Here is a 21,413-nt window from a genome sequence, read left to right as displayed (position 1 = left end):
TGCACTCACCCGCCGGCGACGGTGTACCAGATGCCATAAGCGCCGGCGACGCACATGAGCACGGTGGTGGCCCATCCCAGCGTTGCTGCCAGTTTCCCGTTTCGGTGTCTGCCCATGATGGTGCGGTCGCGGGAGATCAGCATCATGATGATCAGGAACGGACCGGCGGCGATGCCGTTGACGATCGCACTGAGCACGAGCAGCCCGATCGGGTCGGTGGAGACGACGGCGAGGATGGTGCCGCCGATCATGCCGATGCCGAGCAGAACATAGAAGAGCGGCGCCCGGCGTGGGTTCTTGTCCAGACCCCAGTTCTTGTTCAGCAGAGCCGAGAGGCCCGCAGCTCCCGCGGCTGCGAGGACAGGTACGGCGAGCATGCCGGATCCGATGAACCCGAGGGCGAAGAGGATGCTCGCGAAATCGCCTGCAATGGGCTCAAGGGCCTTGGCCGCTTCCGCAGCACTGGAGACCGTCTTGTGGTGCGCACCCAGGGTCGCTGCGGATGACGCGATGATCGCGAACATGATGAGGACGCTGAAGGCCATACCGGTGAAGACGTCGATTCGTCCGTTGCGCAACCGGCGGTGCGCCTCGCGTGCGGGACGTTCGTCGAGAGCGGGCGCATCGTCTCCACCTCGTTTCTCTTCGCGCATCTCCTCGACTCGCTGCGCCGACTGCCAGAAGAACATGTACGGGGACACGGTCGTCCCGAGCACGCCGACGGCGAGACCCAGGTAAGCCGGCGAAAGCTGGAATTGGAAGCCTGCGAGGCCGGCCGCGACGCTGCCCCAGTTCACATGTGTCGCGAAGAGGACGCCGAGGTAGACGAGCAGCACAAGGCACAACCACTTGAAGATCCTGCCGATCAGCTCGAACGAGCCGAGCATGACCGTCACGAGGATCGCGATGCCGGCGACGATGCTCCAGATCCATGCAGGTCCAGCGTGCAGAAGCTGCATGCCCTGCCCGATCGCGTTGAGGTCCGCGGCGAGGTTCAGACAGTTCGCCGCGATCAGCGCAACGATCAGAACACCGATCGATGCACCGACGCCCCGGCGGAACTTGCGGCGAATCAACGCGCCGAGGCTGTCGCCAGTCGCGAGGGCCATGCGATCGCAGATCTCCTGCACCGCCATCATGAGCGGCAGCGAGAGCGGAACGGTCCATAGCAGCCCGTTCCCGAACGTGGCCCCCGCCTGCGAATACGTGGCGACGCCTGAGGGGTCATCGTCCGCGGCGCCTGTGACGAGACCGGGACCCAGCACGCGCAGGAAGCGCACAACCGGATTGCTCTTCGGCTTCTCCTCTTCGCCGCTGCCCGCGGTGGCGGAACCAGAGGGCTCTTCCCCTGCGTCGGCGGCAGGATCGATGACGGTCATCGTCTACTCCTCCGACCAGCGGGGTTGCTGGCGGACGCAGCCGGCGCGAGCGGTGTCATTTCGTCTCGGCGGGGTGTTGCGCGCCGCGCGCGGGCGTGCGACGGTTCTTCGTGGTGGTCGATGCCTGGGGGCTCATGGGACTCCTCACTGTCTCGGCGCCGCGGCCGCGCAGCGGCGCGGCCCTGTGTGTCTGTCGAGTTCGCAGGCTATGTGCTCCGCCACAGGCGCGAAACGGGGTTGCAAGGCGCCCGAGAGATGGACTACGCGTCCCGTCACGGTGCGGATCCGATCCCCTCACCGGAAGACCTCGGAGGACGACGCGAAACCGCTCCCGCCCCTGCCCGCAACGGGCTGGAAACACGGGGGTGCGACCCTGGGCATGGCGAAGCTCCTCGAGTCGGCGTCGCGATGGCGGGATCCTGTTTCGCCGCATCGTCCCGTCTCCCGAGAGGACTGCTCATGGATCCGCTCATCACCTTCGTCCTGGTCGGCTCCCTCGTGGTGGCGGCGTCCTGGGCCGCGCCGCGGCTTCGTGTTCCCGCGCCGCTGCTCCAGCTGCTCCTCGGGCTGCTCGTCGGGTTCATCCCGGCGGTGCGCGACATCCACCTCCCGTCCGATGCGGTGCTGGTGCTGTTCCTGCCGGCGCTGCTGTTCTGGGAGGCGCTGATGACGCCGCTGCGCGAAGTCCGCCGCGATCTGCGGGTCATCCTGCTGCTGAGCACGCTGCTGGTGGTCGCGACGACGTTCGGAGCGGCGGGCATCGGCGTCGCCTTCGGCTGGGGATGGCTGCCCGCGCTCGTCCTCGGCGCCGCGCTCGCGCCCACCGACGCCACCGCCGTGGGAGCACTCGCCCGCGCGCTCCCGCACCGCAACATCGTCCAGCTGCGGGCCGAGAGCCTGGTCAACGACGGCACCGCGCTGGTCATCTACACGATCATGATCGGGATGGCCGCGAGCGGCGCAGACTACTCCGCAGGGGAGATCGCGACCCTCGTCGGTGTGGCGTACGGCGGCGGGGCCGTCATCGGCCTTCTCGGCGGTCTTCTGGGGACCGTCGTGCTCCGGCGCCTGCACGATCCGCTCCTGCACAACGCCGCGCTGGTGCTGGTGCCCTTCGCCGCATTCCTCGCCGCCGAGCAGATCCACGCCTCCGGCGTCATCGCCGTGGTCGTCGCGGGGCTGTATCTGAGTCGCACCGGTCCGCGCTCCGGCACCCCGCAGTCCCGGCAGCAGCGGGACGGCTTCTGGACGCTGGCGACCACGACGCTGAACGGCGCGCTGTTCGTCCTGATCGGGATCGAAGCGCAGTCGGCGATGCGCGCGGTCCCCCTGCAGAGCATCCCGATGCTGGTGCTGCTGTGCGTGCTGATCTGGATCGCGATCCTGCTGATCCGCTTCGCGTTCCAGATGATCACGACTTGGGGGATCCGGCTCGTGGACCGCAGCCCCGCCCAGCGCAGGAAGCGGATGACGCATCGCGCCAGGGTCGTGTCGACCGTCGCAGGGTTCCGCGGTGCGATCTCCCTGGCCGTCGCACTCGCCGTGCCCGCGGCGATGCCGGGTCGCGCCGAGATCATCTTCGTCGCGACCGGGGTGGTGGTCCTCACGATCCTCGCGCAGGGCATGCTCCTGCCTGCCGTGATCCGCTGGGCGCGCCTCGAGCCCGACACGATGGTGTCCGCCGAGTTCACCCGCGCGCACCGCACCGCGCTGCGCTCGGCGATCGAGGCGACACCTTCCCTCGCCGAGGGGATCGAAGCGCCCGATCACGTGCGCGAACGAGTCGTCAACGAGTACCGGGAACGGCTCGAGCGGATCGACGCCTCACCGGAACCCGGACGCAGCACCCGGCGCGACCTGGACCACGATTACGCCGCGCTGAGCCTCGCCCTCGTCGACCACACCCGCGACGTCGTGATCCGCCTCCGCAACGACGGCGCGATCAGCGACGCCACGCTACACCGGCTGCAGACCCGGCTCGACCGCGACGCGCTGCACTTCACGCCGGCGTCGGCGGAGCGGCACGACTGACCGCTGCGTCGCGAGCGATTTCGTTGGTCCCGCCCCGGACGACAGCATCCTCACGTTCTTCGCGGAGTGACGCGGAGCGGCAGGGGTTTCGGGCCCCCGCCGCTTCCGTGCGATCCGGTGCGCTCAGGCGAGCTGCGCCGCGGCTTCCGCGGGGGCGACGCGCACGAGCATCTTGCCCGTGTTGGCGCCGCGCATCATGTCGAGGAACGCGTCGACGGTGTTCTCGATGCCGTCGACGATCGTCTCGTCGTAGGCGATCTTCCCCTCGGCGAACCAGGCCGCCATCTTCTCCTGGAACTCCGGCGCCAGGCCGAGGTATGCCGCGAGCGTGAAGCCCTTCAGCGTCAGAGCGCGGGTGATGATGTTGGCCAGGTTGTCCGGCCCCGGCGTGCGGTCGGTCGTGTTGTAGCCGGCGATCGCGCCGCACAGCGCCGCGCGGCCGCCGTCGTTGAACGCGTCGAGTGCCGCCTCCAGGTGATCCCCGCCTACATTGTCGAAGAACACGTCGATGCCCTCCGGCGCTGCGGCCGCGAGCTGGGCGCGCACGTCGCCGTCCTTGTAGTTGAAGGCGACATCGTAGCCGTACTTCTCCGTCAGCAGTGCCACCTTCTCGGGCGTACCCGCAGAGCCGATGACCCGCCCGGCGCCGAGCAGCTTGGCGATCTGGCCGACCGCGGTGCCGACTGCGCCGGCCGCACCGGAGACGAACACGGTGTCGCCCGGCTTCAGCCCGGCGATCGCGGTGAGCCCGACGTACGCGGTGAGGCCGGTCATGCCGAGGATGTGCAGGCGCAGCGAGGATGAGAGGCCGGGAACCTCGGGCACGGCGCGGAACGTCGATGCGTCGGCCTGCACCACGTCGGCCCAGCCGTGCTGGTGCAGCACGAGGGTGCCGACCGGGAGCTCGGGGGCCTCCGACGCGGTCACACGGCCGATCGCGCCTCCGGTGATGGTCTCTCCGAGCGCGAAGGGCGGGACGTAGCTGCGGACGTCGTTCATGCGCCCGCGCATGTACGGGTCGACGGAGACGAACTCGTTGCGCACGCGCACCTCGCCGGTGGCGGGAGCCTCGTAGACCACCTCCGCGGTCTGGAAGTCGTCCGGCGTCGGCCAGCCGACCGGACGCTTCGCGAGCTGGATCTGGGTGCTCAGGGCAGTGGACATGGAACTCCTTCGTGAGGGGATGGGTGTGCGGGACAGGGGGCGATCAGAGCGTGACGCCGACGGCCAGAATGACGACCGCGATCGCGGGGATCACGCCCTGCTTCAGCGCCGCAGCCCGCTTGTCGGGGCTGGACAGCAGCAGCACCAGCGCCGCAGCGGCCATCGATCCTGCTCCGACGAACACGAGGGTCGCGCCGACGGCGGGAGCCCCGATCGTGAAGAAGACGATGCCCACGACGACGGCGATCGCGAGGAAGAGGTTGTAGAAGCCCTGGTTGAACGCCATCGACTTCGTCGCGAGCGCTTCCTCCTCGCTCGTGCCGAACGTCGCGCGCACACGGGGCGTGGTCCACGCGAGCGACTCCATGACGAAGATGTAGGCGTGCACGAGCGCGGCGACTCCGGCGAAGATCAGACCTGCGACAACCACGATGGGACTCCTCTGGGTGAAACCTTTTCTGTAACGACCTGTCCAATATATACTAGACCGACCGTTACACAAAAGGAGCGCCCATGGCACGCACGCAGAGCTTCGACCGCGACACGGTGGTGCGCGCGGCCCGCACGCTGTTCTGGTCGGTCGGCTACGAGAGCGCCTCGATCCCCGAGCTCGAGTCCGCGACCGGCCTCAGCCGCTCCAGCATCTACAACGCGTTCGGCTCGAAGCGCGGACTGTTCGACGCCGCCGTGCAGAGCTACCTCGATGAGGTCGTCCGCCCTCGACTGCGGCCCCTGTCCGGCGAGAGCGTCGAACCCGACGCGATCATCGTCTACCTGCAGGGCCTGCACGACGCGTTCGGCACCCTGACCTCGATGCCCGCGTCGCACGGCTGCCTCCTCGTGAACGCCGCCGGCGCCCCGATCGCGCAGGATCCGAAGGTCGCCCGCGTGATCGCCGACTATCGTGCGGAGCTCCATGATGCCTTCTCCCGCGGCGTGGAGGCGCACGACCCTCGCCTCGATGCGGAAGGTCGCGAACGGCTGGTCACCGCGATCACGAGCAGCGTCGTCGCGGCGTTCGCCCTGGCGCGGATCGACGCCGTCGAAGCGGCACGCGGCGTGGCGTCGGCGATCGAGCTCCTCACCCTCCGCACGGGAGCCGCGGCCCGATCCTGATCACGCGCCGCTCGCACCTTGCGATCGGGCGTGCTGTCCTCCCGAGGCCGGCATCATCGCGGCGTGATTGGATGTCAGCAGCCGGCCGGCCAACGCAGCGGAGGGAACGCATGAGCTTTTTCAGTGGCTTCGATCTACCAGGGAGCCCCGGCTACCGACGGCGCGAGGAGTTCCGCACGCATGAGGAATTCGTTCGCGCGAACTGGCGGCGACCAGGTGTCGTGGCGGACGGCGTCACACTGGTGGATCTCTACGACCGCATTGAGGCCCTGGAGGCCCGGATCCGCGAGTTGGAGCAGCGCGCGAAATAGCCGCGAGTTCTGCGGGATCCCGGATCTCGTGAACCTGCGACGTCGTTCTCTCGTGGTTCGCACGGGGGCCTCCGTCCCCTGTGCGCGCCGAGCGATGGAGATGAAGACGATGAACGCGACTGCCGACCGATCGACCGACACCCCTGCTGCGGAGACGGCGGGTCCGCTCCGCACGCCCTCCGACGAGACCGCATCGCCCCTCCGCGTGGTGTGGCCCGTCCTGCGGATCACGATGGCCCTGGTGTTCTTGTGGGCCTTCCTCGACAAGACGTTCGCCCTCGGATTCAGCACGGGCCGAGACCCCAAGACCGGAGCCGTCGACCTGTTCGGCGCCGCCGCATGGATCCACGGCGCATCACCCACGACCGGATTCCTGCAGTTCGGGACCCAAGGCCCGCTGTCCCCCCTGTTCCACGGGCTGGCTGGCAACGTCGTGATCGACTGGCTGTTCATGCTCGGCATGGGCGGCGTCGGCATCGCACTCCTCCTCGGGATCGCCACCCGGATCGCGACGCTCTCTGGCGTGGCCCTCATGGTGCTGCTGCGGCTCGCGGTGTGGCAGAGCGCGACCAACCCGATCATCGACGAGCACCTGGTCTACGCCCTGGTCCTGATCGGGCTCGCCATCACGCCCGCCGCACGCACGGCGAGCCTCGACGCGTCCTGGCAGCGCCTGCCGGTCGTGCGGCGGGTTCCGATCCTGCGCTGACCTGTTCGATCTCACGGAAGTTGTCAGAACGTGAGACAGGAGATCGACATGGTCCCGCGGTTCGGCGGTGGATCCTTGTTCGCAACTTGTCTCATGACAGGTGTCAGGATTCGACTCGGCCCGTGCTCGGACGCTCCAGAGCGACAACTCAAGCTGCCGAGGTTCCCAGACACTCGCGTGGTCTCTCGCACTCAGCGCGGACCAGGGCAACGACGCCGCTCTCTCACACGCATTCAAGGACGTCCACCGCACCACCATGCGTCGTTGCACGCCCGCACGATGAACGCCCCGCCGAACAGGAGCTCAACCCTGCGTCCCCGGCCCAAGATGGTCGAGCTCCTGTCCGGAGTCTACGCGCACTTCACGCGAGACGGGGGCCGCGCCCGATTCTCCCCTGCGGTTCGCCCCGTGACTCCGTGCGCGCCAGGGGCTTTCCAGCCCTCGCGGCGCTGCTGCGGCCGACCGGGTTGCTCGCGGCGTCTGCCGCTCCGATGTGATCACGAGGGTGCGATATCGGGCACGACGACTCCGTCGGGTTCGTCGATCGTCGATCGTCGATCGTCGACTCGAGGATCCCGAGAAAGCGAGGATCGAGGCTCACGGGGACGCCCGTGTCGAAATCGAACCGGAACGGCATCGTGGTCAGCAGCTCGATCCGATCCGGGGTCTCGACCCTCCGCGTTTCTCGGAACCGGTCACGACGTATGCCCGACGCGCAGGGCGATCCGCGCCTGTGAGTCCGCACATGTTGGGGGCGTAACGTCCGGTTATGAACGCACAAGTGAAGAACGCGGAGCTGAGCTCCGAACTGCTGGGTCTGAGATCGGTTCTGATCGGGTCGCTCCCCGCGACGCTGATGACGAAGGACGCTCCGGACCGCTACACCGTGGAAGCGGTGTTCACGCGCAAGACGGATCGCGACGAGGTCGCCGCGATCCAGGGCAACGAGATGCGTGCCCGCCTGTCCGCAAAGGGATACTCGACCGTCGAGCTGCACGTCGCCGACCGTCGCCTGGAGATCACGAACACCAACCTGGAGGAGCTCCGCGATGGACTCGGGAGCGTCATCGCCGAGCTCCTGGCCGAGATCAGTGCCTCCCTGCAGGCCGAGCGCGAAGTCGCCGCCGGTCGTTTCCAGGACGCCTCCGATCGGGAACAGGCGCGCGCGGCCGACGTCGCGGCGCTGGCCGAGTCGGTGACCTTCACCCGTCGTCCGGCTGTCGACGTCTTGGACGACGAGTCGCGCATCGAGGACTGGGTCGAAGAAGGCGGTGCCGTCCGCGCGTAGGGACGACACCTACGAAGAGGGCGTATGGATGACGTCCGCGCGCGTCCGCGCGGCGACACAGCAATGCGGGGTGCAGCTCTCCGGCCCACGCAGGACGATGCGTCCTTCGACAGCCGTTCCTCGACTCTCGGATCGGGGCGAAAGCGCGCGGCGGTGGTCTTCAACCCGGTGAGAGTCGCACTCGCGAACGATCCCGACGTGGTCATCGCCGCGGGTGGCGACGGCACGGTCCACGCTGTCGCAGAGGTGATGCAGGGAACCGGAATCGCGATGGCGCTCGATGCGGAGATGGCCGAGAACACGAGCGCGGCCACGAAGGCGCGACTCGGCTGGTTCGACTCGCGTTCCAGGGCATCGCGCACAGCGTGCTGACTCCCTCGAGAGCGATGGCGAGCGGTTCATGACGGACGCGTTCTATGCGGGGAGCGGCGCTCCCCCGGCGGGTATCCCCGAGTGGGAGTGGGGTGATGACCTCTGTGCGCCCTTCGTTGAGCTGCTGCCGGTCTCCGGTGCATCGATCTCCGTACTTCGCCGTGACGGCGACGCGACGACGGTGTGCACGAGCGATGCCCTTGCGCAACGTCTCGACGCCATGCAATTCGCTCTCGGTGAGGGCCCGCGCTGGGTCGTGGCGCGCACGGCGAAGCCATCCTTCAGCACGGATGTCGCCCGGGAGAGCCACCCGGACTGGCCTGTCTTCGGCGCCGGCCTCCCGACGCTCGGCGTCGGCGCGTTGTTCGCCTTCCCGATTCTGAGTGGCCCGGTGCTGCTGGGCGTCGTCGACCTGTATCGACGGACACCAGGGGTGCTCGATCGCGATGCGACAGCTCGGGCGCTCTCCCTCGCGAGACGGGTCGCGGCCCCGGCGGTGCGGGAGGCGATGCGCGCCGCCGCCGATGAAGGGAGCCCGGAGGCAAAGCGGCATAGCCTGCGCCGCGAAGTGCATCAGGCGGTCGGCATGGTCTTCGTCCAACTGGACGTGACCACGGCCGAGGCTCTCGAGATCCTGCGGGCGTACGCGTTCTCGACGGGGCGTCCGCTCGAGGACGTCGCCCTCGACGTCGTCGACCGGGCGCTCGACTTCCGCGATCTGCCCGGCTGATCCCCGGCATACCATGTCAGACAAGGAAGGGCGGCACATGACCAGCGCATCCAGAGAGCACCGTCTCAACGCCGCCTTCGTGATGGTCGCCGACTCGCTCACCGATGACTACGACGTCGTCGACCTGCTCCACACGCTCGTCAGCGAGTGCACGGAGATCGTGAACGTGCAGGCGGGCGGGCTCCTGCTCCTCGATGCCGACGGGGAGCTCCAGGTGGTGGCCTCGACCACGGAGAGCGCCGAACTCGTCGAGGTCCTGCAGCTCGCCGCCGGAGCCGGCCCGTGTCTGGACTGTTTCGCGACGGGCGAGCAGGTCTCCGTGCCCGATGTCGCCGCGGCCGCCCGATGGCCTGCGTTCCAGGAGGAGGCACTGCGGCGCGGCTTCCGTTCCGTGCACGCGATCCCCCTGCGGCTGCGCGGAGACACGATCGGGACGATGAACCTCTTCGGCACGTCGGTCGGCGCGTTGAGCGCCCGTGACACGAGCGCGGCCCAAGCGCTCGCGGATGTCGCCACCATCAGCATCCTGCAGCAACGCATCTCCGCGCACGCGCAGCTCATCGCTGAACAGCTGCAGAGGGCTCTCGACAGCCGGGTCCTCATCGAGCAGGCCAAGGGAGCGGTCGCCCAGGTCAACGGCACGTCCATGGACGAGTCCTTCACACTGCTGCGACGCTACGCCCGCGATCGGAACCTTTCGCTCCACGCCCTCGCGGAGGCGATCACGAACCGTTCCCTCCCGATCTCGGCCCTGACGACATCGCACGAGGACGAGCGTGTGAGCTCTCGCCGACCCGCCGCGCGCAAACAGGAGTAGCCTGGGAAGCAGATCCGCTCGAGACCCCGGCGCGACGCCGAGAGGAGCGGGATCATGACAGTCCGGAACGCCGGTCGCCCTGCATCGAGCGTGGGCCCGGTGCGCCAGGCCGGCAACAGCGACTACACCGATCTGGCGCGAGTGGTGAAGTCCGCGGGGCTGATGCGCCGCAGATACGGCTACTACTGGACGAAGCTGGTCTGCGTGCCCGTGGTGGTCGCCGCGGCAGTCGTGCTGTTCATCGTGATCGGCGACACCTGGTGGCAGATGTTCACCGGAGTGCTCTTCGCCGTCCTCTTCACACAGATCGCCTTCCTCGGGCACGATGCCGCGCATCGCCAGATCTTCCGCTCCGGTCGCTGGAACGACTGGGTCAGCCTCATCCTCGGAGACCTGTTCGTCGGAATGAGCTACGGATGGTGGCAGCACAAGCACACCCGGCACCACGCCAACCCGAACATGATCGGATCCGACCCCGACATCGATCTTCCCGTGATCGCCTTCACCCCGGAACAGGCCGCGAGGGAGCGGCCGCCGTTCGCGCGCTGGGTCATCTCCCACCAGGGCGTCTTCTTCTACCCCGTCCTGCTGCTCGAAGGGGTGTCCTTGCACGCCTCGAGCGTGTACCGCGTCTTCCATCGGGAACCGCTCGCGCGGCGCCCGGTCGAGATCGCCCTTCTGTTGATCCGGATCCTGGGATACCTCACGCTCGTCTTCCTCGTGCTCTCTCCGGACAAGGGCGCCGTGTTCCTCGCCGTGCAGCTCGGAGTGTTCGGGTTCTACATGGGCGTCTCCTTCGCCCCGAACCACAAGGGCATGCCGCTCGTGCCGCATGGCATGCGTCTCGACTTCCTCCGTCGTCAGGTGATGATGAGTCGGGATATCCGCGGGAACTGGTTCGTCGATGTCGCGATGGGCGGGCTGAACTATCAGATCGAGCACCACCTGTTTCCCTCGATGGCTCGGCCCTATCTGAAGCATGCCGCGCCGATCATCGCCGCGTACTGCCGCGGCCACGACGTCCCGTACGTGCAGACGGGACTCTGGGCCTCCTACGGGATCGTCCTGCGCTACATCAACCGGGTGGGCCTCGGGGAGCACGATCCGTTCGCCTGTCCTCTCCTGGAAATGAGGCAGAGCATATGACCGTCATCATCCTCCTCGCCGTGATCTGGGCGATCGTCGCGATCGTCGGGTTCGCGTTCAAGGGGCTCCTGTGGCTTGCCATCGTCGGCATCGTCCTCTTCGTCGGCACCGTGACCATCGGCATCACCCGTCGAGTGATCAACCGCAGCCAGAGACGGTGACGGGACGCGGGATCTGGTCGAACCGGTCATTCTGCGGACCAGAAGTCGTTCGCGGAGGCCTTGGCATAGGTGCGGGCGTGTCGTCGGAGCCATCTCCATGGCGGAACCCGACGCGGACTTCTCCTGCATCCGCGATCCGTCTACGTGGCCTGCCCTGACAACGAGATGCCCTGGCACGCAAGACAGTCAACCATGCAGTCAGATGGCGACTGAGGGTCGACGTCCCAGACGACGGTCCAGTCGGGTTCGCCGAACTGCACCGGCGAATGGACCACGTCGCCGAGCAGCACCGCCCGCTCGGAACCGGACGAGAGCACGAAGACCGTGGTGCCTGGCGTGTGCCCGGCGGCCCAGCGGGCATCGATGCCGGAAGCAACGACATGGTCGCCGTCGAAGAGCTCGAGCTGCTTCCCGAGCGGCGTCAGTTTCTGTGCGGCTGCGCCGACCGCGTGCGCACCTGTGACGAAATGCTCCCAGCCGGCGGTAATCCACGCTCATGCCGGCGAGCATCGCGACATCCTCGCGACGCAGGCCTGTCACGCGGCGGCGGCCTCCGCCGATGATCCCCGCCTGCTCGGGGGTGAGGCGGGCACGACGCGTGGTCAGGAACTCGCGCACCTCGCTCTGATCGTTCATACTCAGTCTCGCCGACCGGGGAGGGCGACAGGGACGCCCTCCCCGGTCAACCACCTCGGTCTCAGCGAGGAGCGTGCTCAGGTGGGCGGGCATGAAGTTGCTGATCCCGATCGCACGCACTTTCCCGTCGTTGTACAGCTGCTCGAGCGCACGGTAGGCGCCGAGGGTCTTGTCGAACTCGCCCAGGAGGGCCTGGTGCAGGAGCAGCAGGTCGATCTGGTCGACGCCGAGCTTGCGTGCGCTCTTGTCGAACGCGTGCAGCGTCTGGTCGTACCCGTAGTCGCTGATCCAGATCCTCGTCTCGATGAAGACCTCATCCCGGGCGAGCCCGGACTCGCGGATCGCGTCGCCCACGCCGCGCTCGTTCGCATACGCGGCCGCGGTGTCGATCAGCCGGTACCCGGTCGCAAGAGCCGCGGCGACGGCCTCTTTCGTCTCGTCGGGCGGGTCTGGAAGACGCCGAAGCCGAGGGCCGGCATCACGACGCCGTTGTTCAAAGTGAGATTCGCGGTGCTCATGGCATCGACGCTAGGCCCGCCGGAAACCGATAAACAGTGACCGTCAGTACACCGCTGAGCTTTGACTCGTTGAGTTAGGGGTTCAGTCGACTCGATAGACCAGGTGGCGAACGACGGAGCGCTCGCGTATGCCGTCTGCGATGAAGAGCGAGTCCTGCAGGTAGGCCAGGCCCGGCACGGTGCGTAGCTCCCCGCCAAGGATGGGCGTGATTCTCCTGTTCCCGTCGCGGGTGGCGCCGAGCTCGAGTGGTTCCCCGAGCTCGACGATCACCTCGCAGACGAGCGTCAGAGTGAGCGGGTCAACCACGTGCGGAGGGGACGGAGAGCGTGCTGCGGGCGTTCAGGCGTGACGGGTCGAATCCGGCGGCGCGCTTGTATTCAAGCGCTACTTGCTGGAGTTCGTCTTCGCTGATCACATCGTGCACCTCAGCGAATCCCTCGGGTGCGCGTTCCCGGGCGATCTGCATGACGCGCTCTGGCCCAGTCTGCCTGGTGAGCTCCAGCAATGCGGCCGTCGCGGGCCGACGGTCGGCGTCGTAGGCGGAGAGGGCGGCATCGATGTCTGTCGTGGTCGCGAGCTGGTATGCGAGGGTGCGTGCGTCCAGGATCGCTTGAGATCCGCCATTGGAACCGTTGGGGTACATGGCGTGTGCGGCGTCGCCGAGAAGGACAGCGCGCCCGTGGACCCAGCCGGGCAGCGGGTCCCGGTCAACCATCGGGTACTCGAGCAGTTCCTCGGCGTTCTCGACGATCGCGGGGATGTCCAGCCAGTCGTATGTCCAGCCGTCGAAGAGTCGAGCGATCGGTTCGCGCTCGACCGAGCGGTTCCAATCGGCGTCTGCGACGCCGGTGCCGCGCTGCTCGGCGATGAAGTTGACTCGAACGCGCCCGTCCTCGAAGGGCCCGGCGAGGGGGTAGGCGACGAACTTCTGTTCTCCGTCTCCGACCATGACCATGCTTCGGCCGTCCAGGAACGGATCCATCAGGGCCGTTCCGCGCCAGAGGGTGAGTCCGCTCCAGACGGGGTCGCCCTCGTCCGGGGCGAACTGGGCGCGCAGCGCGGAACGGATCCCATCGGCTCCGATGATGATGTCGCCCGCCAGCTCGGTCTCTGCACCGTCGGGGAGCGCGAAGCGCGCGGTTGCGCCGGTCGAACCGTCTTCCGTTCCGTCGATGTTGACGAGCCGATGGCCGAGGCGGATCACGTCACCGAGTCGCTCGGTCACGAGGTCGCGCAGCAGCAACTGCAGGCGTCCGCGGTGCACGGACAGTTGTGGCCACGCGTAGCCTGCGTCGCGTCCGCGCGCTTCGCTCCAGATGAGCTGCCCCTGCCGGTTGTAGTAGGACAGGGTGCCGGGCTGGACGCCGAGTTCGGCGACGCGGTCCGCGACCCCAAGCTCGGTGAGTTCGCGTACGGCGTGCGGTAGCAGGTTCAGGCCCACGCCGAGCGGGAGCAGTTCAGGGCTGCGTTCGGCGACGACGATATCGCGGAAGCCGGCGGCCTCCAGGCTGAGCGCGGCGGCGAGTCCGCCGATGCCGGCACCGGCGATGATGATCCTCATAGCTGTCCCTCTTCGAGGTTTGCGGTTTCGACGTTGGGGGATGGTGCGGGCGCCGTGTGTACGATCTCGCCCGCCACGATCGTGACGGCGGTGCCGACTCCGATCAGCGCTGCGGCAGGCAGCTCGAATGGGTCGGCTGTGGCGACGACGACGTCTGCTCGCGCGCCGACCCGGATGCGACCGCCTCCGCCGAGGACGAGGTCGGCGGATCCGCTGGTGTAGGCGGCAAGCGCTTCCGTCAGTGTCAGGGCTTGCCCAGCATCCAGAGGCGCGGAAGGGCCGGCGGGGCCGGGCAAGGAGCGGTTCACCGCGACGTGGATCGCGAGCCAGGGTTCGGCGGGCGAAACCGGCCAATCCGATCCCATCGCCAGGTCCGCACCGCTGTCGAGCAGCGCGCGGAACGGGTAGCCGGCGCGCATGCGCTCCTCTCCGATCATCGGCACGACCGCGGTGTCCTCGGACGCCCACAGCGCTTGTACGTTGGCCGTGACGCCGAGTGGTCCGAACCGGCGGGCGTCGTCGGGGTGCACCATCGACAGGTGCGCGAAGTGGTGCCGTGGGCCGGGGCCGTTGGTGCGCCGTGCTTGTTCGACGGCGTCGAGGGCAACCCGGACACCGCGGTCTCCCATGATGTGCAGATGCATGGCAAATCCTTCGGCGTCCAGGGCGATGACGAGCGCCTCGAGCGCTTCTGCGGAGATGTGCAGCTCACCTGTGCCGATCGGGCCGGCGTGCGGGCAGTATGGTTCCAGAAGCGCTGCTGTTCCGCCGTGCGGCACCCCGTCGACCATCGCCTTGGCGGTGGAGGTGACGAATCCGGCCTGCGCGTTCTCGGCGCGCTGCGCGACGAAGCGCGCCACCAGAGCGGGCACGTCTTCGACGGTGAGTCCTGGCGGGACCCAGAGCGCTCCGGAGACGCGGCTGCGCAGGGATCCGTCTGCGATGGTGGCGCGGTAGGCGTTCGTGCAGTCGGCTTTGCCGTTGTACTCGCCGAGGATCGCTTCATGCCAGCCCGTCACCCCGAGACTCCACAGGTGCTCTTGCGCGTTGCGCAGCCCGGCGATGATTTCGGCATCGGTGGCGGGCGGGACCACCCGGCCGACCAGTTCGGCGGCGGTCTCGTTCAGGTATCCGGTCGGATTGCCGTCCGTGTCACGGTAGATGTGTCCGTTCGCGGGCTCCGGAGTGTCCCGGTCCACGCCTGCGCGTTCCAGGGCGAGGGAGTTCACCCAGAGCGTGTGGTGCCCGGCGTCGCTGAGCGCGACCGGACGGCCCGGGATGATCGCGTCCAGCATCTCCCGTGTGGGCTCGGGGAACAGCTCGTGGCTCCAGCCCCCGCCGGTCACCCACTCCGCATCCGTCGCCGCCGCGGCCTCGGCGATCAGGGCGAGTGTCTCCTCAGCGGTGCGTGCAGCGGTGAGGTCGCAGCTGAGCCGCTCCACACCGGCGAACGCCGCGTGAGCATGGGCGTCGATGAAGCCGGGCAGGATCAGCGCGCCGCTGGCGTCGATGATGCGTGTGTCAGCGGTGGCGAGGGCGCGAATTGCATCGTCGTCGCCGACGGCGAGGATCCTGGCGCCTGCGATGGCGACAGCCGTGTCGGCCGTGCGGATCCGCCCGTCGAAGACGCGACCGGACACGATGCAGACATCGGCGGTGATGGGTACAGTCATGGGGTCTCCTTCAAATTCAAGCGGTCAGCGGGCAGTTCGGTGGTCGGCGGGACAGGCGCTCAGACGACACGGAACACCCGGATGTGCACCTGGTCGGGTGTCCCGGTCGCGTATCCGATGAATTGCGATTCGGCCAGCCATCGCAAGCCTGGTGCATCGGTTTGGAACGTGAATGCCGTGCGGTAGTAGAGCTCTTCCTCGGCTGGTCGCTCGCCCGCTTCGAGGCTGGCGATCGCGGCAGGACTCGCTCGCCAATAGCCGCGATTGACGACATCGACGACGTCGTCGTCGATCTGCAGCAGGTAGCGGGCGTCGAGCCGAACAGTCTCACCTCCATCGACCCACCAGTCGCCACCGCCGGGGAGAACGCGGCCCAGCAATCGGGGCCCCACTGCCGTGCCGCCCGTGATCGGGGTGAAATGCAACTCTCCCGCGGTCTGGCTGCCGATGCGCCGCGGCGAGTCGACCGCCACACGCAGATCGAAACAGTACTCGAGAGCAGGTTCCATCAATGTCTCCGATCGGATCACCGCCGCCATGGGCGGGTACGGGAAGGACTGTGAACAGGAAGGGCCGCGGTGCGGGCGGTAATCCGGCGGCGGGGCTTCCACCCTTCCCTCGGGATCGAGTCGAGGAGGACCCGCGTGTACTCGGCCCGTGGATCGTCGAGCACATCATCGACCGGCCCGCGCTCCACGACACGGCCATCGCGCATGACGATGACCTCGTCGCACAACCGGCGGATGACGGTGAGGTCATGAGTGATCATCAGCAGGGCGACGCCCGTTGTGAGCCGGATGCGTTCGAGGAGCGTGAGGATCTCCACCTGGGTTGTCCGGTCCAGTGCCGAGACGGCTTCGTCCAGGACGAGGATTCGTGGCTCCGCAGCGAGTGCGCGAGCAATGGCGACGCGCTGCCGCTGGCCCCCGGAGAGCGAGCGGGGACGGGAATCGAGGAGCGCCTCGTCCAGCCGCACCGCTGACATCAGTTCCGCGATGCGCCGCCGGATCGCAGCGTCATCATCACCGGGGCGGTGCACGCGCAGGGTCTCCGTGAGCGCTTGCCGTATGCTTTGCCGGCGGTCGAGCGATTGATACGGATCTTGGAAGACCATCTGCACGACCTGGGCGCGAGCACGCCGCTCGGCTGCACTGCGAGCAGGGGCGCTCCAGTCTCGCCCCTCGACCTCGACGGAACCAGCATCCGCCGCCTCGAGGCCGCAGATAATGCGAGCGGTGGTGGATTTGCCGGAACCGGATTCTCCGACGATGCCCAGGGACGCTCCGGGGGCGAGTGACAGACTCACATCATCGACAGCCTGCAGGGTCTCGTGTCCGCGACCGCGCGCGGTCCGCACCTGATAGGACTTCCCGAGACCGTCCACGACGAGGAGCGGAGCCGCGTCGCTGTCCGTCTCCGCGGGCCGTGCGTCGTCCAATGAGGCCGACAGGAGGGTACGGGTGTAGTCCTCTCGTGCATCGGCGCGCATTGTCGCGGCATGCAGCGTCTCGATTGTCGTGCCTTCTTTCATCACGACGATCCGGTCGCACACGGCGGAAGCCAAGGCGAGATCATGCGTGATGAAGAGCAGGGCGAGGTCGCGATGCCGACGCAGATCCCCGATGACCGCCATCACTTCCTCTTGAGTGGTCACATCCAGCGCAGTGGTGATCTCGTCTGCAAGCAAGAGCACAGGATCCATGGCGAGGGTGGCTGCGATCATGACGCGCTGCAACAATCCCCCGGACAGTTCCCCGGGATGTTGCCGGAGCCGACGCTCTGGTGAGGTCACACCGACCTCATCGAGCAGTTCGACCGCGCGATGTTCTGCGTCATCGCGGCGCACCCCGGCGACGGTCACAAGCGCCTCGGTGAGGAAGTCGCCGATCGTGCGCAACGGGTTCAGATGTGCGCGAGGCGTCTGGAACACCATGCCGATACGCCGGGCGCGGAGCTCCCGAAGGTCCCGCGCGCCCAGCCCGGCGAGGTCCTGTCCTTCCACACTGATGGTGCCGGTGGTGACGAACCTCTCGGGAAGCAGACCCGCGATGGCGCGCACGCTCAGCGACTTCCCGGAACCGGACTCGCCGACGAGCCCGACCGCTTCACCAGCTGCGACGGAGAGCGTGCAGTTACGCACGAGCGGTTGCAGACCATCTGGGCCGGGCATGGCCACACCAAGCCCCTGGAGCTCCAGGACAGCAGCGGTCATCGTTCCTTCTCCTCTGCCCAGATGGTGGCCCGGGCGCCGAGCACCCCGACGGCCAGGACCGTGACGACGATCAGCGCCGCCGGGAACACGGACTGTTCAGGGGCGCCTTGCAGCAGCCCGGGTTGACCACCGGCGATCATGGACCCCCAGTCGGCCGAGGGTGGCTGTGCGCCGAGGCCGAGAAACGAGATCGCAGCGAGGTCGAGCATGGCATAGCCGAATCCGACCGTGGCCTGTGCTGCGATCACGGGTATCAGGGCGGGGACCAGGTGTCGAAAACAGATCGCGGCATTGGACACGCCCTGGATTCTCAGTGCGGCGATATATGGCAGAGCCAGTTCCCGGGACGCGGCGGTTTGAGTGAGACGAGCGACGACGGGGATGTACGCGACCGAGAGTGCGAGAATCGGGGCGAGCTGGCCCTTGCCGAACATCGCCACCGCGAGCACCGCGAGGACGAGCCCCGGAATCGCGAAGATCACGTCGACGAGCCGGGCGACCGCGCCGCGGACAGCACCACCGAACCATGCGGCCGTGATCGAGAGCGTCACGCCAAGAATCGTCGACAGCAGGACCACGACGACAGGGCCGAAAAGGCTGGGCGCCGCCCCGACCAGAACCCGGGAGAAGATGTCCCGGCCGAGATCGTCGGTGCCGAACAGGTTTGCCGCGGATGCGGGTCCGTCGATCGGTCCCGCATGGAGCATGTCCGGCGGGTACGGGGCGATCCAGGGGCCTGCCACGGCGCCGATCACGATGACTCCGAAGACGACGAGCGCGGCGATGGCGAGGGGGTTGCGACGGGCGGTACGGCGCGCCGTCGCGGGAACGCGCCCGCGGGTGAGTTGTCCGACGCTCATGCTGACCTCCTGGTTCCGACCGAGTCGGGATCGATGGCGGCGCTGAGCAGATCCGCGATGGCGTTGAGGACAACGAACACGGTCACGAGCAGGAGCGAGACGATCTGCACGACGGGCAGGTCTTTACGGGCGGCGGCTTCGGTGAGCAGCGAGCCGATCCCGCCGAGCCCGAATGCCTGCTCGGCAATGGCGGAGGCCGCGAACAGCCCTGCGATGGTGGTTCCAGAGATCGCCAGGATCTGCGGTGACGCGTTCCGGAAGACATGGATCCGGAAGACACGCCCACGCGGGATGCCGCGCACCGTCGCGGTCTCGACATGCTCGGAGTGCATCTGCGCGACCAGTGCCCCACGTGTGACCCGACTCACATACGCGATGAACATGACAGCCAGGGACAATGCTGGCAGCAGCAGGTGCGCTAGACGGTCCAGACCCTCGGAGCCCGCACCGAAACTGGGCAACCAGCCGAGCGACGTGGCGAACACCCAGATCAGCAGGATAGCCACGACGAAGGTCGGCAGCGCCATCCCCAGCGACGTCAGCACAGACACGACCGCGTCGGTGCCACGGCCGCGCACAGCGGCGAGGATGCCGCTGCCCATACCGAGGACAACGATGAACAACGTGGTCAGCAAGACGAGTTGCAGGGTGATCCCGAACCGGGAGGCCACCAGCGTCGCGACATCGGTCTTGTACACGAAGGAGTGCCCGAAGTCGCCGGTGAGCACGCCGCCCAGCCAGTGCACATATCGCAGCCACGCCGGATCGTCGAGCCGGTATTGCTCCCGGATTTGGGCGATCAATTCCGGTGTCGGCCGAGCCCCCCCGGCGATCGCCGCGACGGGATCGCCGGGGGTCGCCAGGAGGGCGGCGAAGATCACGACGCTCGCGAGGAACAGGGTGAGCGCCAGCCCGCCCAGCTTCCGGAGCACGGATCCGATCATGTCATCGCCTTTCGTTCAGCCGGCCGGGCCCGGACTACTTCGCGCCGAGCTTCAGCGCCCACGGAGAGCTGTACATCGCTACGGACGTGACGACCCCGGTGAGCTTGGACGACAGGTACGTGAGCTGGTAGGCCCCGGCAAGGGTGATCTGGAGCTGGTCCGGAGCGAATGCCTCCTGCGCTTTGACGAACGCCTCGGCCGCGGTCTTCGGATCGGTCGCCGTGCGCGCCGCTTGCAGATTGGAGGTCACGGTGGGGTTGGAGTAATTCGTCCAGTTGAACACGCCCCCCATTTCCGCGGGGAGCATGAACAGCTGCGGGTAGCCGAGCACGCCGGGAGTCTCCAAGTAGCCCGTGGTTGCGACGAAGTCGACCCCAGCCCTTGTAGAGGCGTCGAAGAACAGCGCTCCGAAGTCGGCGGGCTGACGCTCGTCGATGGTCACGGTCAGGCCGATCTGCTTGGCCGCCGACTGGATGATCGCGGCCGTCTGTGACAGCTCCTTCGATCCCGCCGGGATCGCCAGCACGAGCGGCTTGGAGGTGTCGACGCCGCTGGAGGCTACGAGCTTCTTGGCCGCGGCGATGTCCACCTTCTGCTCCGGGAGCGCGTCGTAGGCCTTCTGGTAGATATCTTTCGCGTCCATGTTGGCCCAGACGAAAGGGGGCACGATCGTCTTCTGGGGGTAGCCGTAGCCCTGGACGACGGTGTGGATGTAGTCCTTCCGGTCGATCGCGAGGCTGAGAGCTTGCCGGATCTTCGGGTTGGCCGCGGCGCTGGTGGACGAGGCGGGCCCGAAACTGTACGACGCGGTCGAAGGTCCGACAACGAGGCGGCCAGCGCCCTTTCCGCTGAGCGCGTCGCGCGATCCCGGCGGGACGTTGAACGCACCATCGATCTCGCCGCCGGTGAGCGCGGTGGTCAGGGTGGAGCCGTCGGTGACGAACACGAACGAGATGTTCTTCGTTTTCGCTGCACCGTCCCAATAGTGCGTGTTCGCGGTCACGTCGATCTCGGAGCCGGGTTTCCAGGTGCCGAGCTCGTACGGGCCACTGCACATCAGGCCGGTGCCGGAGGTGCCGAGCGCGTCCCCTGCCTTGTCACCGAAAGCCTTGCTCATGACAGCGCCGCCAGCACCGCTGAGCGCGTCACGGAACGTCGTGTCGGGAGCGCTGAAGTGCACGCGCACGGTGTCGTCACCGGCGACTTCGATGTTCTGGATCAGTGCGAAGGACGCATACCACTGCGACTTCGGGTTGCGGTTTCGTTCGAGACTGTAGGCCACATCGGCGGCGGTCACCGGGGTGCCGTCCCAGAAGGTGACGCCGGAGCGGACCTTGATCTCGAAGGTGACGGGGTCTGCCCAATCGGCCTTCTCAGCGACCCCGGCGGAGATCGAGAAGTCGGGGTTGAGCTTCAGCAGGTTGTCGCAGAGGTTCGGGGTGATCACATTCGCCGACGATGCGGGGTCGAGCGTCGCAGGCTCGCCCTCAACGACGGCCCACGTCACCTTGTCCACGGATTTCGTCGCTGCGGGAAGGGACGAGACGAGCGTGTCCGCGCCGACAGGCGGAGTGCTCGAATCGCCATTCGCCGTTCGCGGCGCGCAGGCGGTGATGACGAGCAAGGTGGCGGCGGTCATCATGACTGCCGTGGCGAGCCGCACGCTACGTGCGGATGGGGTGCGCTGCATGGTTCGGATCCTCTCGGGTCTTCGGGCGGTCGTCGTCGGCCGCCCGCGGGTTGCGCTTCGCTGCGCAGGGTGGTGTTTGCCGCGTTCGGGCGGA

At 67.7% G+C, this 21,413-nt stretch carries 22 protein-coding genes and 1 pseudogene; 10 read left to right on the top strand and 13 right to left on the bottom strand.

Annotation, left to right across the window (positions count from 1 at the left end; all coding sequences use genetic code 11):
• Positions 1–5: 5 nt before the first annotated feature.
• On the bottom strand, positions 6–1,379 hold the full coding sequence (locus AC1DCT_RS13810) for an Nramp family divalent metal transporter (protein WP_477230468.1): 1,374 nt from the start codon (positions 1,377–1,379) through the stop codon (positions 6–8).
• Positions 1,380–1,838: 459 nt separating this feature from the next.
• On the opposite strand from AC1DCT_RS13810, the gene AC1DCT_RS13805 reads away from it, so the two are divergent.
• Positions 1,839–3,410: a Na+/H+ antiporter gene (locus AC1DCT_RS13805; RefSeq protein WP_477429854.1), complete on the top strand. Its 1,572-nt coding sequence runs from the start codon at positions 1,839–1,841 to the stop codon at positions 3,408–3,410.
• Positions 3,411–3,533: 123 nt separating this feature from the next.
• On the opposite strand, the gene AC1DCT_RS13800 is transcribed toward AC1DCT_RS13805, so the two are convergent.
• Positions 3,534–4,574, bottom strand: coding sequence for an NADP-dependent oxidoreductase (locus AC1DCT_RS13800; RefSeq protein ID WP_477429852.1), 1,041 nt, complete (start codon positions 4,572–4,574; stop codon positions 3,534–3,536).
• Positions 4,575–4,617: 43 nt separating this feature from the next.
• Entirely contained in the window at positions 4,618–5,004 is a 387-nt protein-coding gene (locus tag AC1DCT_RS13795) for a DUF1304 domain-containing protein (RefSeq protein ID WP_477429850.1), read from the bottom strand.
• An 83-nt stretch (positions 5,005–5,087) separates the two neighbouring features.
• On the opposite strand from AC1DCT_RS13795, the gene AC1DCT_RS13790 reads away from it, so the two are divergent.
• From AC1DCT_RS13790 to AC1DCT_RS13750, 9 genes are all read left to right on the top strand, one after another.
• Positions 5,088–5,690, top strand: coding sequence for a TetR/AcrR family transcriptional regulator (locus AC1DCT_RS13790; protein ID WP_477429848.1), 603 nt, complete (start codon positions 5,088–5,090; stop codon positions 5,688–5,690).
• 110 nt (positions 5,691–5,800) lie between these two features.
• Positions 5,801–6,001, top strand: coding sequence for a hypothetical protein (locus AC1DCT_RS13785; protein WP_477429846.1), 201 nt, complete (start codon positions 5,801–5,803; stop codon positions 5,999–6,001).
• 109 nt (positions 6,002–6,110) lie between these two features.
• Positions 6,111–6,710, top strand: a complete 600-nt coding sequence (locus AC1DCT_RS13780) for a hypothetical protein (protein WP_477429844.1) — start codon at positions 6,111–6,113, stop codon at positions 6,708–6,710.
• 769 nt (positions 6,711–7,479) lie between these two features.
• Positions 7,480–7,998 (top strand): hypothetical protein, encoded by a 519-nt coding sequence (locus AC1DCT_RS13775; protein WP_441975547.1) that lies wholly within the window; start codon positions 7,480–7,482, stop codon positions 7,996–7,998.
• A gap of 24 nt (positions 7,999–8,022) precedes the next feature.
• On the top strand, positions 8,023–8,370 hold the full coding sequence (locus AC1DCT_RS13770) for a diacylglycerol kinase family protein (protein WP_477429842.1): 348 nt from the start codon (positions 8,023–8,025) through the stop codon (positions 8,368–8,370).
• A gap of 28 nt (positions 8,371–8,398) precedes the next feature.
• On the top strand, positions 8,399–9,100 hold the full coding sequence (locus AC1DCT_RS13765) for a GAF and ANTAR domain-containing protein (RefSeq protein WP_477429840.1): 702 nt from the start codon (positions 8,399–8,401) through the stop codon (positions 9,098–9,100).
• Positions 9,101–9,137: 37 nt separating this feature from the next.
• Positions 9,138–9,917, top strand: a complete 780-nt coding sequence (locus tag AC1DCT_RS13760) for a GAF and ANTAR domain-containing protein (protein WP_477230478.1) — start codon at positions 9,138–9,140, stop codon at positions 9,915–9,917.
• A 54-nt stretch (positions 9,918–9,971) separates the two neighbouring features.
• Entirely contained in the window at positions 9,972–11,063 is a 1,092-nt protein-coding gene (locus AC1DCT_RS13755) for a fatty acid desaturase family protein (protein ID WP_477429838.1), read from the top strand.
• Positions 11,060–11,224, top strand: a complete 165-nt coding sequence (locus tag AC1DCT_RS13750) for a hypothetical protein (protein ID WP_441975542.1) — start codon at positions 11,060–11,062, stop codon at positions 11,222–11,224. Before AC1DCT_RS13755 ends, AC1DCT_RS13750 begins: the two co-directional genes overlap by 4 nt.
• 140 nt (positions 11,225–11,364) lie before the next feature.
• Here the strand turns inward: AC1DCT_RS13750 and AC1DCT_RS13745 are convergent, their stop codons facing one another.
• From AC1DCT_RS13745 to AC1DCT_RS13700, 10 genes and pseudogenes are all read right to left on the bottom strand, one after another.
• The gene (locus AC1DCT_RS13745) at positions 11,365–11,649 is read right to left on the bottom strand and encodes an MBL fold metallo-hydrolase (protein WP_477430499.1); all 285 of its coding nucleotides are present in this window, start codon (positions 11,647–11,649) and stop codon (positions 11,365–11,367) included.
• A 259-nt stretch (positions 11,650–11,908) separates the two neighbouring features.
• Positions 11,909–12,378, bottom strand: a pseudogene (locus AC1DCT_RS13740) (aldo/keto reductase); the annotation flags it as partial.
• An 82-nt stretch (positions 12,379–12,460) separates the two neighbouring features.
• Entirely contained in the window at positions 12,461–12,685 is a 225-nt protein-coding gene (locus AC1DCT_RS13735) for a DUF3237 family protein (RefSeq protein ID WP_477230480.1), read from the bottom strand.
• Positions 12,678–13,940: a flavin-dependent oxidoreductase gene (locus AC1DCT_RS13730; protein ID WP_477429836.1), complete on the bottom strand. Its 1,263-nt coding sequence runs from the start codon at positions 13,938–13,940 to the stop codon at positions 12,678–12,680. The genes AC1DCT_RS13735 and AC1DCT_RS13730 overlap by 8 nt, the downstream gene beginning before the upstream one ends.
• Positions 13,937–15,613: an amidohydrolase gene (locus tag AC1DCT_RS13725; protein ID WP_441975538.1), complete on the bottom strand. Its 1,677-nt coding sequence runs from the start codon at positions 15,611–15,613 to the stop codon at positions 13,937–13,939. Before AC1DCT_RS13725 ends, AC1DCT_RS13730 begins: the two co-directional genes overlap by 4 nt.
• 59 nt (positions 15,614–15,672) lie before the next feature.
• On the bottom strand, positions 15,673–16,152 hold the full coding sequence (locus AC1DCT_RS13720) for a DUF3237 domain-containing protein (RefSeq protein ID WP_441975537.1): 480 nt from the start codon (positions 16,150–16,152) through the stop codon (positions 15,673–15,675).
• Entirely contained in the window at positions 16,140–17,825 is a 1,686-nt protein-coding gene (gene nikE, locus AC1DCT_RS13715) for a nickel ABC transporter ATP-binding protein NikE (protein WP_477429834.1), read from the bottom strand. Before nikE ends, AC1DCT_RS13720 begins: the two co-directional genes overlap by 13 nt.
• Positions 17,822–18,685, bottom strand: coding sequence for an ABC transporter permease (locus AC1DCT_RS13710; RefSeq protein WP_477230484.1), 864 nt, complete (start codon positions 18,683–18,685; stop codon positions 17,822–17,824). The genes nikE and AC1DCT_RS13710 overlap by 4 nt, the downstream gene beginning before the upstream one ends.
• Positions 18,682–19,629, bottom strand: coding sequence for an ABC transporter permease (locus AC1DCT_RS13705; protein ID WP_441975534.1), 948 nt, complete (start codon positions 19,627–19,629; stop codon positions 18,682–18,684). Before AC1DCT_RS13705 ends, AC1DCT_RS13710 begins: the two co-directional genes overlap by 4 nt.
• A 34-nt stretch (positions 19,630–19,663) precedes the next feature.
• On the bottom strand, positions 19,664–21,319 hold the full coding sequence (locus AC1DCT_RS13700) for an ABC transporter substrate-binding protein (protein WP_477429833.1): 1,656 nt from the start codon (positions 21,317–21,319) through the stop codon (positions 19,664–19,666).
• Positions 21,320–21,413: the final 94 nt, after the last annotated feature.

It is taken from the genome of Microbacterium sp. 10L49, from assembly GCF_056395125.1.
This window is presented reverse-complemented; position numbering and strand designations above follow the sequence as displayed.

Coding starts and splice junctions, on each gene's coding strand:
- AC1DCT_RS13810 (WP_477230468.1), bottom strand. CDS start 1,379: ATGACCGTCATCGATCCTGCCGCCGACGCAGGGGAAGAGCCCTCTGGT.
- AC1DCT_RS13805 (WP_477429854.1), top strand. CDS start 1,839: ATGGATCCGCTCATCACCTTCGTCCTGGTCGGCTCCCTCGTGGTGGCG.
- AC1DCT_RS13800 (WP_477429852.1), bottom strand. CDS start 4,574: ATGTCCACTGCCCTGAGCACCCAGATCCAGCTCGCGAAGCGTCCGGTC.
- AC1DCT_RS13790 (WP_477429848.1), top strand. CDS start 5,088: ATGGCACGCACGCAGAGCTTCGACCGCGACACGGTGGTGCGCGCGGCC.
- AC1DCT_RS13785 (WP_477429846.1), top strand. CDS start 5,801: ATGAGCTTTTTCAGTGGCTTCGATCTACCAGGGAGCCCCGGCTACCGA.
- AC1DCT_RS13780 (WP_477429844.1), top strand. CDS start 6,111: ATGAACGCGACTGCCGACCGATCGACCGACACCCCTGCTGCGGAGACG.
- AC1DCT_RS13775 (WP_441975547.1), top strand. CDS start 7,480: ATGAACGCACAAGTGAAGAACGCGGAGCTGAGCTCCGAACTGCTGGGT.
- AC1DCT_RS13770 (WP_477429842.1), top strand. CDS start 8,023: ATGGATGACGTCCGCGCGCGTCCGCGCGGCGACACAGCAATGCGGGGT.
- AC1DCT_RS13765 (WP_477429840.1), top strand. CDS start 8,399: ATGACGGACGCGTTCTATGCGGGGAGCGGCGCTCCCCCGGCGGGTATC.
- AC1DCT_RS13760 (WP_477230478.1), top strand. CDS start 9,138: ATGACCAGCGCATCCAGAGAGCACCGTCTCAACGCCGCCTTCGTGATG.
- AC1DCT_RS13755 (WP_477429838.1), top strand. CDS start 9,972: ATGACAGTCCGGAACGCCGGTCGCCCTGCATCGAGCGTGGGCCCGGTG.
- AC1DCT_RS13750 (WP_441975542.1), top strand. CDS start 11,060: ATGACCGTCATCATCCTCCTCGCCGTGATCTGGGCGATCGTCGCGATC.
- AC1DCT_RS13730 (WP_477429836.1), bottom strand. CDS start 13,940: ATGAGGATCATCATCGCCGGTGCCGGCATCGGCGGACTCGCCGCCGCG.
- AC1DCT_RS13725 (WP_441975538.1), bottom strand. CDS start 15,613: ATGACTGTACCCATCACCGCCGATGTCTGCATCGTGTCCGGTCGCGTC.
- AC1DCT_RS13720 (WP_441975537.1), bottom strand. CDS start 16,152: ATGGCGGCGGTGATCCGATCGGAGACATTGATGGAACCTGCTCTCGAG.
- nikE (WP_477429834.1), bottom strand. CDS start 17,825: ATGACCGCTGCTGTCCTGGAGCTCCAGGGGCTTGGTGTGGCCATGCCC.
- AC1DCT_RS13710 (WP_477230484.1), bottom strand. CDS start 18,685: ATGAGCGTCGGACAACTCACCCGCGGGCGCGTTCCCGCGACGGCGCGC.
- AC1DCT_RS13705 (WP_441975534.1), bottom strand. CDS start 19,629: ATGATCGGATCCGTGCTCCGGAAGCTGGGCGGGCTGGCGCTCACCCTG.
- AC1DCT_RS13700 (WP_477429833.1), bottom strand. CDS start 21,319: ATGCAGCGCACCCCATCCGCACGTAGCGTGCGGCTCGCCACGGCAGTC.